This window comes from Candidatus Parcubacteria bacterium, assembly GCA_023131895.1.
Lineage (GTDB): Bacteria > Patescibacteriota > Minisyncoccia > Minisyncoccales > JAGMDC01 > JAGLYZ01.
In genome coordinates, this window is record JAGLYZ010000003.1 from 42,344 (window position 1) to 55,519 (window position 13,176).

Annotated in this window: 8 protein-coding genes; all 8 read right to left on the reverse strand. The window is 37.5% G+C overall.

All coding sequences use genetic code 11. The annotated features are described in order from the left end of the window. Positions 1-10: 10 nt before the first annotated feature. Positions 11-6,340, reverse strand: a complete 6,330-nt coding sequence (locus KAT95_02900; GenBank protein ID MCK4520789.1) for a right-handed parallel beta-helix repeat-containing protein — start codon at positions 6,338-6,340, stop codon at positions 11-13. Between the two features lie 108 nt (positions 6,341-6,448). Continuing rightward, positions 6,449-7,378 carry a hypothetical protein gene (locus tag KAT95_02905; protein MCK4520790.1) on the reverse strand — a complete coding sequence of 310 codons (930 nt, stop codon included), beginning with the start codon at positions 7,376-7,378 and terminating at the stop codon, positions 6,449-6,451. Further along, on the reverse strand, positions 7,371-8,744 hold the full coding sequence (locus KAT95_02910; GenBank protein ID MCK4520791.1) for an O-antigen ligase family protein: 1,374 nt from the start codon (positions 8,742-8,744) through the stop codon (positions 7,371-7,373). The genes KAT95_02905 and KAT95_02910 overlap by 8 nt, the downstream gene beginning before the upstream one ends. An 8-nt stretch (positions 8,745-8,752) precedes the next feature. Continuing rightward, complete coding sequence (locus KAT95_02915; protein ID MCK4520792.1) at positions 8,753-9,109, reverse strand: YraN family protein; 357 nt, start codon at positions 9,107-9,109, stop codon at positions 8,753-8,755. Beyond that, positions 9,099-10,634: a YifB family Mg chelatase-like AAA ATPase gene (locus KAT95_02920; GenBank protein ID MCK4520793.1), complete on the reverse strand. Its 1,536-nt coding sequence runs from the start codon at positions 10,632-10,634 to the stop codon at positions 9,099-9,101. The genes KAT95_02915 and KAT95_02920 overlap by 11 nt, the downstream gene beginning before the upstream one ends. Next, a complete protein-coding gene (gene dprA, locus KAT95_02925) occupies positions 10,624-11,541 on the reverse strand; it encodes a DNA-processing protein DprA (protein ID MCK4520794.1) in 918 nt (305 codons plus the stop codon). Before dprA ends, KAT95_02920 begins: the two co-directional genes overlap by 11 nt. A 118-nt stretch (positions 11,542-11,659) precedes the next feature. Next, a complete protein-coding gene (locus tag KAT95_02930) occupies positions 11,660-12,643 on the reverse strand; it encodes a hypothetical protein (protein MCK4520795.1) in 984 nt (327 codons plus the stop codon). Positions 12,644-12,765: 122 nt separating this feature from the next. Beyond that, positions 12,766-13,173, reverse strand: a complete 408-nt coding sequence (gene tsaE, locus KAT95_02935) for a tRNA (adenosine(37)-N6)-threonylcarbamoyltransferase complex ATPase subunit type 1 TsaE (protein ID MCK4520796.1) — start codon at positions 13,171-13,173, stop codon at positions 12,766-12,768. Positions 13,174-13,176: the final 3 nt, after the last annotated feature.

Sequence of the window (13,176 nt, forward strand, 5' to 3'; positions counted from 1 at the left end):
AAAATTTAAGTCATACTCCGTCTTCGGAAGGCGTGGTTGTGTCAACTGGAGGAATATCTGGAACATCTGGAACATCTGGCTCGCTCCCTTCGACTTCAACACACTCGCCGAGTTGCTTTTGCCATTCGCCATTTTCAATCCAGGTACACCAAACATGGCCAGTAGCTTTATCCCGCATCTCCATTTGCTCAGCCGCCATTGTTTTTGTCTTTAATTTTTGGACCTCCAAAGTACCGTATTCACTGACGATTAAGCCGAGATTAGATAGATTATTGATAATTGATAATTGATCATCATTGAGAATATTATCGTTCTCGTCAGTAATAACTGCCAAATCCTGGCCCTGCCAGCCAACATTAACCAAAGTCATCACCTTGCCGATTTCGCTTTGTACTACTTCACAACTTTCAGGTTCTATATCTTCTCCTTCTTCGTTTTTAATAAAGCTGATTTCACAATTAGTCACTGTACCGTCAAACGGCTCAAAGGCCTGACCAATAATCCTGCCAGGGCCAGTGGCTTTCATAGCCACCCCTGGCTCAGAAGAAGAAGTTAAAAAATCACCGATTTTAATAGGCCCGTTTTCCAGATTAACTTTAACCGGCACTCTACCAACTAAAGCAACCGGAACCTGGAAAGGATAATCTTCGGTATTACAACCGCTACCTAAAATTAAACCTGGTTTAGTTGAAATTACACCAATTATTGTTTGTTCGTAAGAACTTACTGTTTTTTCAACTAAGTTTGATTCTTTAATTCTGACTACATCTCCTGGTTCAAGTTCTTTGTTTGAGAAAAATAATTCAGCGACATCAGATTCGCCGCTATGAGCAGTGCCATAATAAATATCTCCGGCTATATTGCCAGCGCAATCATTACCGTCTGCTCTTACGCATAACGCTCCTACAACCTTTAATTTAGCAGTGGGCGTTGTGTCGCCAATACCAACACTGCCTTCAATGATTACTCCATCAGTGGGTGAAGTAGTGGTCATATAGCTAGAGCCGAAAGCAGCATTACCGGCTACGGATAACATTGCTAAGGGCACGGTTGTGCCAATGCCCAGGTTGCCGCCAAAATAGGCATCTCCTTTGCCAGAGATATTGCCTGCGCTGAACAAACCACCAGAACCGATATTGACGCCGCCGCTAATCTGGAGCTGGCCCTGAGCGATAATATCATTTCTTACCTGAAGACTGCCAGCTTCCAAAGAATGAGCCATAATTGATGTTGCCTCAATTCCTTTAATATCCACCACTACTACTCTGGCTGGGGATGTACATGTTAAAATATAGGCGTATCTTCCTGAGACAGCAATGGAATAACCATAGTTTTCACCCGTATCCAGGATGACTGCGCCAATTCGGATTGGGCTAACAGGATTAGAAATATCCACCACTACTACTCTCGCTGGAGATGTCCATGTTAAAACATAGGCATATCTGCCCGAGACAGCAATGGAATAACTAATGTTTTCACCCGCAGCCAGGGTGACTGCGCCAATTCGGGTTGGAGAGGCAGGATTAGAAATATCCACCACTACTACCATGGCTGGGGATGTGTATGTTGAAACATAGGCGTATCTTCCAGAGACAGCAATGGAATAACCCCAGTCTTCACCCGCAGCCAGGGTAACTGCGCCAACTCGGGTTGGAGAGGCAGGATTAGAAATATCCACCACTACTACTCTGGCTGGGGATGTCTCTGTTGAAACATAGGCATATCTTCTCGAGACAGCAATGGAAAGACCTTCGTCTTCACCCGCAGCCAGGGTGACTGCGCCAACTCGGGTTGGGCTAACAGGATTAGAAATATCCACCACTACTACTCTGGCTGGGGATGTGCCTGTTGAAACATAGGCATATCTTCCCGAGACAGCAATGGAATAACCATAGTTTTCACCCGCAGCCAGGGTGACTGCGCCAACTCGGGTTGGGCTAACAGGATTAGAAATATCCACCACTACTACTCTGGCTGGGTTTGTAAATATTGAAACATAGGCGTATCTTCCCGAGACAGCAATGGAATAACCAGTGTTTTCACCCGCAGCCAGGGTGACTGCGCCAATTCTGGTTGGGCTAACAGGATTAGAAATATCCACCACTACTACCCTGGCTGGGGATGTGTATGTTGAAACATAGGCGTATCTTCCAGAGACAGCAATGGAATAACCAGTGTTTTCACCCGCAGCCAGGGTGACTGCGCCAACTCGGGTTGGAGAGGCATCAGCATTGGCGATATTTTGAATATTCCCCACAACATCCAATTTTGTTCCTGGCGTTGCTGTTCCTATTCCGACATTGCCATTTACAAAAGCAGCTGCATACTCTGCACCTGCTCCTGTGCCAGCATCTACATACAGGCCATAGCCAGTTGTTCCTGATGCTGCTGTAATTGTTGAGTATAATCCATAGATTGTATCTGCTCCTGATGCAGTGAAGTAGCCAGCAATATTAATGGAAGTTGTGCCAGTATTGGCAACTGAAGAATATATACCATAAGCTGTATGGGACGCATTAGCATTGGTGCCAGAGCGAGAGAGGTTGAGAAGCTTTGAGGTCCCGCTTGCTCCGCCAGCAGTGGAAGTAGAAGTAATATCTAAACCAGTTCCAGTTATTAAGCCATTAACTGAAAGAGCCATTCCAGTGCCGGAGGTAATTGAGTCGCCAGTGAGATTTACAATATCACCAGTGCCGGCTTGGGTCACGGTGAGAGCGGTGAGAGTGGCATCTGAATCTGTCTCAATTACAAATAATCCTTCCCCTGCGGCGCCGGTGCGGTTGCCGGCAATAGAAGTAGCGGCGCCAACAACAGAAAGCCCGTCGGTTGTTTTATTGCCGCGAAGGTCATTATCAGAAATAGTGTTGTAATTTGAAGAGCCTGTCTCTTCTATTCCATATTCCTGTGTCTTTGTCCCCTGAGTATCAGTACAACGATTATCGCTAATGATATTATATGTGGAATCGTGAATTTTTATTCCATCGTCATCATTTAGATAAATACCTGTTGGGTCTTGCCCATTATTTATACAAACATTACCGGAAACAGTATTATTATCTGAACTATGAGTAAGCCAAATTCCTTCAAAATTATTTTTATAGCAATTATTATTATTCACTACATTTCCATCAGAATATTCCAAAGCAATTCCGGCTTTCTGATTTTCATAACAACTGTTGCCAGTAATAGTATTATAATGAGCGCCATCGCTTCCAATACTTTTCTCAAGCAAAATCCCAGCGTCAGCATTATTATAGCAAACATTTCCTTCTACTATATTATAATTAGCGCTGCTGTAAAGAGTTATACCATCTGTGCCGTTATTATTGCAGGTATTACCTATAATTTTATTATTATCTGCTCCATCAATAAAAATACCTCTACTGCTACAACTATCAATTTCATTATACGAAATAGTGTTAAAACCAGAAGAAACATAAACACCGTACACGCCGGTTGTGATCCTATTTTTTATCACAATATTATAATTACCTCCGATTTCAATCCCATTACCAGCGCCAGAATCACAATAGTTATTCTCAATCTTGTTATAATTTGATGAACTTAAGGCGATATTTGTCGGTGATCCTGTAATGACATTGTTGCTGAAAACATTATTATCTGATGAATTTAACTCCACTCCGTTGGCTGAAGGAGTTCTACCTATAATAGTATTGCCAGAGATTATATTTTTAGAGCAGGATGTTACTTTAAGATAATATATGTATTTGTTGCCGCGTATTATGTTAGAATTTGATGACGTCAAAATCATATACCCTAGATTACCGAAATAATTATTAATGATGGAATTATTCGATGAAGACAATATTCTCATTAAAGCATTAAGTTCGTTATTCTCAACTAAGCAATTAGATGAAGAATCTAATCCAAGAGTTGCACCGCGATTGAAACTGCAACTTGAAATATTAGATTGCGAAGAAGATTTTAATAAAACTCCAAAGTCCTGTAAACTATCTAAGTAATTAGGTGAGGTAAATTTAATTTTTTCAACCGAAACCATACTTCTATTTTCAACATTTATAATGCCATCATATAATTGCTTAACATAATTATCATCTGGATATGGTGGATCCCCCGCGGAATAGTTATTTTGAAGATTATCCACCATTGTAAGAATATCATTTGATATAGAAGCAATTGTATTGATTTCACTTGTTTCTCCTTCTTCCATAGAATAGATATAAACTTTTTCACCTACATAATATTGAGATGCATCAAGAACTTCTATATCCGGCTGACCACTGGAAGCACTAGCCGCAATGCCTGATTTATATACTGCGGCATTTAGAATGGTCGCTCCTTTTGCCGCACCTGTTATCACAACATTATTTTTATTAACCACAACTGGTTGTTTCAAATTGTAAGTTCCTTCTAACAAATAAACCAAACCGCCGGCAGAAGGCAAGGCAGTTATCGCCGCATTTATCTGAACATCATCTGCTGTTCCATCGCAGACATAATCCGCTTTTTCTTTGTTTTGGGAGTCGCTGGCTGCCACGATTTTGGTTGCTGTTGTTCTGTCTGTGTGCCAGCGAGAATCACCCGCGTCATAAACATAGAGTTGATTTTTGTCAGTGGCAAAATATATTTGGCCTTCAACTGGAGCAGGCGAACTCGGCAGATTAGCGTAAGTGCCGGAATGAATTACCGGTTCAATAATCTGGTGCTGGTTCATATCCAAATTAGCGCCAGCGAAAATTACTCCTGCGCCAGAAGGAGTTATTGTTATGTCTTGATTTGTTCCTCTGGCAGTAAGGTCAATGGCGCCATTGGCATCAACAGCAAGAATTGCTTCGGTGCCTCGTTTTAATTGATAGACACCAGTAGCGGCAAAAACATTATAAAGGGAAGCCAGAGAAGTAAAAGTAATATTTCCAGAAGAGCCGCAAGCCACTGTTAAATAATTAGAAGCGTCATATCCAACCGTGAGTTGAGGAGTTGAAGTAGAAGTAATTGTTGTTTGGCCGCCATTGGCAATAATAAAATTGTCTGCGCCGTCTGTCTGAAAGCGAACAACATTGCCTGCACCTTGCTGATTAACTAATAAACCGTCTGCTGACGAAGTCACAGTAAAAACAGCGGCGCCGGAATAGGTCTGGGCGCCGGTCACAGTAAAATCGCCGCCGACAACAATATTGCCGTCTGTATTAACATTGCCGCTTGTGTCTACTGTAAAACTTGCATCGCTGCCTGTTTCGCCTATGGTTAAAGTATTGTTAATAGTTACAGGCGCTCCAAAATTAGATGTGGCATTAACTGTAAGGGTATCAGTTTTGTTAGTTCCCAAAACAGTATTGTCGGCAACATCCAGATATTGGAAACCGCCGGCAGAAACACCTAATGAAGTAACAGTGCCTGTTCCGCCAACGCTAACTGTGCCAGAACCAATATAAGAACTTGGAAATGAAGCAATGTTTGATTGGAGATTTTTAATATTATTTTCTGCTTGAGCTAATTGCGATTTTATTTCTGTTAATGACGCGCTGTCAAGAATTTTTATTTCTTTGGTAATTTCTTTGAGCGGCTCTATCTGGGTTATTTTTTGAACCTCTTTTATAATTTCTTTTTGCGGCAGTCCTTCTCTTTCCATTTTTTCAATCTTTGCCTGAAGCTCTACTAAAGCTTGTTCTAATTCCTTATCTATTTTTTCTTTTTCAACAACAATTTCTTCTTTTTCTTCCGGCCATTCTGGTTCTTCTCCCCAAAGAGACCTGTATGCTTGACTTAATTTTTCTTCAACAAAATCATTGGCATTTTGATATTCCTGTTTAAAAGCAATACTAGTATTCATTATTTTCTGACCGATATTTGACGGTGCTTCTTTTATTATTTTACTTACAACAAGAGCCTGCTCTCCATACCATCGGATAAATTTCTGAAAGATATTGAGGCTGTATTTAAAGTCATCGTCTGTCTCGCCAACCACTTCTGCTAAAAAGGTTTTGGAATTCACAATGGAACCACCGATTATTGTTGTTAATTTATCTAAAGAAATAACTGACCAAATAGCATCTTTACTAAAGACGATACCGGTAAAAAGTAAAGAAAAAACCAAAATTCCAGCTAATGCGTATCGGAAAGCATATCGGAATTTTGGTTGTTTAAATGAATTTGAAAACGATATTACTGGTTTTTTAATCTCTTTGCATTTCTTTGAATTGCTCTTTAAATATTCCTCCAACCATTCTTTTTTAGTTACCCATTTCTTGCCGAATTTAACTGACTTTAACTTTCCTTGTCTAGCTCTCAATGACAAATATTCCTGTGAATAATCACAGTATCGGGTTGCTTCTGTAAGAGAAATATAATCCTCATTCATATTATTTTATTTTCTCATAAGTAAACCTGCTGTCAAATATAAAACTGTGGATAACTATCGGATATTAAATACCCATCAACTCTATTTTTTAATTGTAATTGTACTACATTACTCTTTAGTTTCAAACTTTACTCCTTGTTCTCTCAATATTTTGAGTTTTTCTAAAAAATCTCCTAATTTTCTTTCTAATCCTGGATTAAATTCAATCGCTTTTTCCAAATATTCAATAGTAGCATCAATATCAAGCAATTTATTAAAGGAAAAAATCGCAATTGCCAAATAATAACGGTCATTGTAAGCTATATCTTTATCTGCTTCTTCTTTTAATCCTTGAATTATAGCTTCATAATCTTGTTTTTGAGCATATCTTAAGCTATTAAACTTGCTGTGCGGATAACCTGACCCCACTGCTTTAACGATCCAATTAACTCCTTTTTCTTGATTAGACACAGCAAAATAAAATTGGCCTAATTCCCAGCGAGTACGGTTAAAGTCTTCATTTAAATTTAATGCTTTTTGATAAAAAGCAAAAGATTGATCATACTCTTCCTGCATTAATTTAATATCTGCTATTTCTAAATACGGTTCCGCTCTGTTCGGGGTTAATTCTATAATTCCCTGAAAAACCTGTTCTGCTTCATTATAATACGTCGAGTCGCTCATACTTAAAAGCCTATATTGAAGCCCTTGTGTAATTCTCCATTTCATTTCTTGAGGATGTTTTTCTATATTTTTTTCTAATCCATTAATATTAAATTTAACCAATTTTTCAGTCCTTTCTTGCTCTATTTTAGAATATCCTTGGATAATAAGATTGGCTGAAATATATCTGATTTCATCTGAAATAAAAGTATTATAATCAAATGTCTTGTTAAACCCTGAAAAAACTTGTTCCAATTCTTTGCCTAAAACCATATAATCTATAGCAGTTTTCCCTTGGCGAGCAGCTAAAAATGGCCGTAAAGTGCCGAAATAAACCATGCAACTGATTCCTGCTGCGGTTATTATTATTAATAAAATTTTAGAAAATTTATTCATATGTTGATGTAATGTGATAAACTACGCCTAATGTTGCGAAAAACATAATATACGAACTCAAAGTATCAAGCATTAATTGATTCTGAAAAAAGTAAGCAAAGAGCAAACCAATAAGACAGGAACAAGATAAAACAATAACTTTATTATCCTTATTATCTTTTATTTTTTTAAAAAGCTTGAATAATACTGCTCCAAAAATTGAAAGATAAGCCAATAAACCTAAAATTCCTGTATTAACCATTGTTTCTAATGTCTTATTATGCGGTCTGTCAAACCATTCATTAGAATAAGAAAGAATTTTAGGATTGTAAAACTTAGAAAAAACAATTGAATAATTTTCTGTCCCCCAGCCCAAAATCGGTTTTTCTTTAAATCCTTGGAAACCAATCTGCCAGGACTGAAGCCGGCTTTGAAAAGAACTGCCCTGTGTCATATTGCTAAACCGGGCTAACAAAGGCTTTTCTTTTAACCAGGGCTGGTCTTTATTTAAATATAAAAACCCTAAAAAAGAAAAGAAAATCAATAAAAAGATTAAAATAGCAATCTTACTCCACTTACGAAATTTTTCATTACCAGAGAAAAAACTATAAATTCCAATAAAAATTAAAACGCCAAAAATCACTCCTAAAAACGCGCTTCTGCCGCCAGTCAGAATCAAAGTATAGCCGATTAAAAGAAAACAAAAAAAATAAGACAAACACCAGTAATGATTTTTGAGGATGGACGTATCTAGGTCAGACCTCGACAGTTTTTCTTGTGAACTTGTCCAAAAAAAGAGGAAAATGCTTAAAAACAAAGGAAAAATTAAATAACCGGCTAAAAGGGCAGAATTGCCAATTGGTCCTGGAACCCGAATCGGCGTCAACCCATAATCAATGTATTCTTGAATATGCTTTAATCCTAAAAAACCGAATTTCTGGCCAATACTATAAATGCTTACAAAGGCTGCTGAAATTAAAGCAAATCTCAAAAACCACAGCCACTCTATTTTGGTCTTAAAAACAGAAATAATGATAATAAAAAATACTAAAAGATGGAAAAAGCTGAAAAATCCTTCCATCCTCTCCATATTGCCCCAAAAACTGTGATAAGAATCAACGCTAAAAACAGTAGCAATGCCTAAAACCGCAAAAAATAAAAAAACAGTTAATGTGATTGAATTTAAAGAAGGCAGAAATCTTTTTTCTGGATAATCCAAAATCAAAAGAATAAGCCATAAAATTAACAATACGCCAATCAAGGATTGGAAAAACACTGCCTTGCCTACTATAAAAGGAAAAGGAGTAATGCGCAAAATAACCAATGGCGTAAATAAGGCCAAAACTAATCCGCCTTGAATAATTCTTAAAATATAGCTTTGAATCATAATTTTAATTATGTAATGCTTTCATAATGCTGAATACGGCTTAATTTATGATTCTGGTCTAAGACCACGCAAACAGCATCTATGCGATATTGTCCTTTCCATCTTTTTATCGCGCTGTAAGCATCAGCGCTTCTTATCAATCTTCTGATTTTCTCTTTATTGATAGTTTCTTCAGGCGAACCAAACCTTTCACTGGTTTTTGTTCTCACCTCTATAAAAACAAGAACATCATCTTTTTTAGCAATTAAATCAATCTCTGAGTATCTGGTTTTACAGTTTTGTTCTATTATATCATAACCCTTATCTTCTAAATAATCTCTGGCTATCTCCTCTCCTATTCTGCCAATTTTAATATTATTTTTCATACATTTTTACTGGCTGCGCGTATTGCAATGCCTCTGCCATATGGGAAACTTGTATCTCTAGCGAGCCTTCCAAGTCAGCAATCGTTCTGGCCGCTTTAATCATTTTGTAATAAGAACGGGCGGAAATCTGAAGCATTACTCCTGCCTGATGAAGTATCTTTTTCACTTCTTTTGATAAGGGACAGAATTTTTTTATCTGATTGTTTTTCATTTCAGAATTAGTATAAATGCCTTGGCCTTGGAATCTTTGCACCTGAATTTTTCTTGCCTTTGCCACTCTTTTCCTTATATCTATTGATTTTTCCAAGGACTGCTTTTCCTGTGAAAGTTCTTGTATATCAACTGGCGGAACTTCTGTAAAAAGGTCAATTCTGTCTAAAATTGGGCCGGATGTCCGCTTCCTATATTTAAAAACTTCTCTGGGACTGCAAATGCAGGCCTTCTTCGGATGGTTTAAATAACCGCAGGGACAGGGATTGCTGGAAGCAACCAGCATAAATTCAGCAGGATATTTGACTCTTGCTTTGGAGCGGGCGATAGAAACAATTCCATCTTCCAAAGGCTGCCTCAACGCCTCTAACACAGAACGCGGAAATTCATTAAATTCGTCTAAAAACAGGATTCCGCGATGAGCCAGACTTATTTCTCCGGGACTGGGATTGGTTCCGCCGCCGATCAGTCCCACCTGCGAAATAGTGTGATGAGGAGATCTAAACGGACGTATTCTTATCAAAGAGCCTTGGGCAGGAATATTACCTGTAACAGAATATATTTTTGTCACTTCCAAAGACTCTGGATCCTGAAGAGGCGGTAAAATTCCCGGCAGAGCCCGGGCAAGCATTGTCTTGCCAGCCCCAGGACTGCCAACCATAAAGATATTATGGCCTCCTGCAGCAGCAATTTCCACTGCCCTCTTTGCCTGCTCCTGTCCTAAAATTTCTGACATATCAAAATCAACTCTATTCTCGTCTAATTCAAAGCAAGCAGAGTTATTATATTTTGCCGGCTTTAAAAGTTTTTTGTTAAGTAAATGATCTAAAAGTTGGGACAAGCTTTCCACAGGATAAACTTTAATTTCTGGGACAATGGCTGCTTCATTGGCTGACGCTTTAGGAATAAAAATCTGCTTAAACCCTGCCTCTTTGGCAAAAAGAGCTAAAAGCAATGCTCCTTTTGTATGCCTTAAATCCCCGTCTAAAGAAAGCTCGCCAAAGAAAAGGGATTTCTTTGGAACAGAAAAGCCAATTTCTGCGCAAAGAATACCTACTGCAATAGGCAAATCATAAAATGATCCCTCCTTGGGAACATCAGCAGGAGCCAAATTAACTGTTATTTTTCTTGCTGGAAAATCAATATTTGAATTTATAATGGCTGTCCTCACTCTTTCCTTACTTTCATCAACTGCCTTGCTCGGCAAGCCGACAATATCAAAACCAGGCAGTCCTCTGCTTGCTACGTTTATTTCGCAATCAACTGCCATAGTATCCAATCCTATGTTCAAAGCTGACCCTATTTTAATCAACATAATATTTATTGCCTTGTTTGGAAATTATGCCATGTATTTGCATTAAAGAAAGAACAGTTCCGAGCTTGGCGATTGGGACTTTTAAATTTCGTGAAAGAATATCTATCCCCAATGGCTCTCTTTGAAGATTTTCAATGATTTTTCTCTCTAAATTTCTTTCTAGGAGAGCAGGATTATGGCTGTGAATGGAGGGGTTAGGGTGCGGCGAGGCCGAAGGCCGAGTAGGGAGAACGGAATGAACAGCCATATCATGCTCTCTAATATAATAACGTAAAACATCTTTCGCTGAAATAGCCATTTGAGCGCCTTCCTTAATCAACTGCAAAGTTCCTTTTGAATTCTCGCTTGTTACTGGTCCAGGAACAGCAAAAAGCTTTCTTTTATATTTATTAGCAAGCCTAGCAGTAATTAAAGAACCGCTTTTTTCTCCTGCCTCAACCACCAAACAAGCTTGCGACAAACCAGCCACAATTCTGTTTCTTTTTGGATATGTCCAAAGAGCTGGAGCTAAATCTTTTTCAAATTCAGAAACAATTAAGCCGTTATTATTTAAAATCTCAAAGTACAAATCTTTCTGGTATTCCGGGCTGATTATATCTATTCCGCATGGCATTACTGCAATTGTCCGTCCGCCTGCCCTTAAAGCAGCCCTATGCGCTCCAGCATCTATTCCATACATAAACCCTGAAACAATCGTAATGCCAGCCATAGCAATTTCTGTAATAAATCTTTCCACAACCTGCCTTCCATAAACTGTCATTCTCCGAGAGCCCACAACTGCCAAACAATTTTCAAAAATCTCTGAATTCCATTTTCCCTTATAATACAACTGCTTCGGCGCATCGCTGATTTCCTTTAATGGCCTTGGATATGCTTTGTCATCTTTTAAGATAATCCCTTCTTCCATAATTTGTATCTAATATTTAATTGAAAATTAGAAATTGAAAATTAACATCAAATTGATGAAAATTATAAAAATGGGTTAAAATATAATTTTTAGCAAAAGAAGCTGAAGTTTTTACTGTTTACCAAGCCAGAAAAATCCTATTTTCAATAAAGTCGTTTGCGTTTTGATAATCCTGCCTAAAAATAATACCAGTATTAACTATTTTCTGACCTACAACAATGGCTTGCTCTTTATACCACTGCGTAAATCTCTGAAAAACACTAAATACATATGTAAGGCTATCTTCTGCATCAGCACCTGCTTCAGCTAAAAAAGAATGAGTATTTTTACTTGTTAGTAAAATACTTGCTCCTAAATTATAAAAGTAGCTTTTTGTTTCTGCTTCTAATTCATCTGACCTCGCTATTACTCCTTTTCTCCATTCATATACTGAGTTATTTATCTGTATTAAAGCTTGATTGAGAAATGGTTTTGAATTTACTATAGAACCGCCTATTATTATTGTTAATGTGTTTAAGAAATCATCTGTTTTTTGAGAGATAAACGATATTCCTTTAGAACTGTTTTTAGCAACAAAATTTATAGTGTCTTTGAAATCCTGTATCGGATGCAGTCCTGAAAAAAACAAGGATATCTGTTGTTTTTTTGCTGTTATATTTATAGGAATAGAAAATTTAGGAATTGATATGGATGCTTTCACAACACCGAACATAGTATCGGAAGCTGTAATAGATAGTTCTGTGCCAGTTTTTATTAAAGTGTCTTTTATTGACCAAAAAATGTCTTTATTAAAATCAAAAACAACCCCTGTTGTAAGCAAACAAAAAACCAAAACTCCTGCTATTATATATTCTAAAGCATATCGGAGTCTTGGCAGAGATATCTTTTTATCCAATGCTTTTTGGAAAATTACTCTTTTTTCTTTATTATTTTTTCTGGAATTAGTTTTTAAATATTCATCCAGCCATTCTTTCTTTGTTACCCAATTCCTGTCAAATTTAACTGCTTTTAGCTTTCCCTGCCTGGCTCTCAATGACAAATACTCCTGTGAATAATCGCAGTATCGGATCGCTTCTGTAAGAGAGATATAATCCTCATTCATATTGCTTTATTTTCTCATAATTAAAGTTACTGTCAAATTTAAAACTGTGGATAAATATCGGATATCAAAATCCCGCACCACTTTTAATAAAAGGTGGTGCGGGATAATTAACTAGGATTATCTTAGCTAATGATTATTTTTCTCGTGTTTTTGTCAATAAATTTGAATTTTATTTTTATGATATTTTTTGGCAGGATTTTTTTGATTTTTTCCGGCCATTCTATAGCAACAATATTGTTCGGATTAGAAATAATTTCTTTAAATCCGATACTTAAAATTTCTTCTGGCGTCTGAATGCGGTAACAATCAATATGATAGAAATTTTTAAAATTTTTTAAAATTACAAATGTCGGGCTTGTGATTTTTTCCTTAATACCAAGGCCTTTGGCAAAGCCCTGGATAAAAGTTGTTTTGCCTGAACCCAAATTTCCCTCCAGAGCAATAATTCCTCTTGAGGTTTTTCGGGCCAGCATTCCTCCCAGTTTTCTAGTTTCTCCAGCACTGTTGGTTTGGTATATTTTTTTCCACATTGA

Coding starts and splice junctions, on each gene's coding strand:
- KAT95_02915 (MCK4520792.1), bottom strand. CDS start 9,109: ATGAAAAATAATATTAAAATTGGCAGAATAGGAGAGGAGATAGCCAGA.
- dprA (MCK4520794.1), bottom strand. CDS start 11,541: ATGGAAGAAGGGATTATCTTAAAAGATGACAAAGCATATCCAAGGCCA.
- KAT95_02930 (MCK4520795.1), bottom strand. CDS start 12,643: ATGAATGAGGATTATATCTCTCTTACAGAAGCGATCCGATACTGCGAT.
- tsaE (MCK4520796.1), bottom strand. CDS start 13,173: ATGTGGAAAAAAATATACCAAACCAACAGTGCTGGAGAAACTAGAAAA.
- KAT95_02920 (MCK4520793.1), bottom strand. CDS start 10,634: ATGTTGATTAAAATAGGGTCAGCTTTGAACATAGGATTGGATACTATG.
- KAT95_02905 (MCK4520790.1), bottom strand. CDS start 7,378: ATGAATAAATTTTCTAAAATTTTATTAATAATAATAACCGCAGCAGGA.
- KAT95_02900 (MCK4520789.1), bottom strand. CDS start 6,340: ATGAATGAGGATTATATTTCTCTTACAGAAGCAACCCGATACTGTGAT.
- KAT95_02910 (MCK4520791.1), bottom strand. CDS start 8,744: ATGATTCAAAGCTATATTTTAAGAATTATTCAAGGCGGATTAGTTTTG.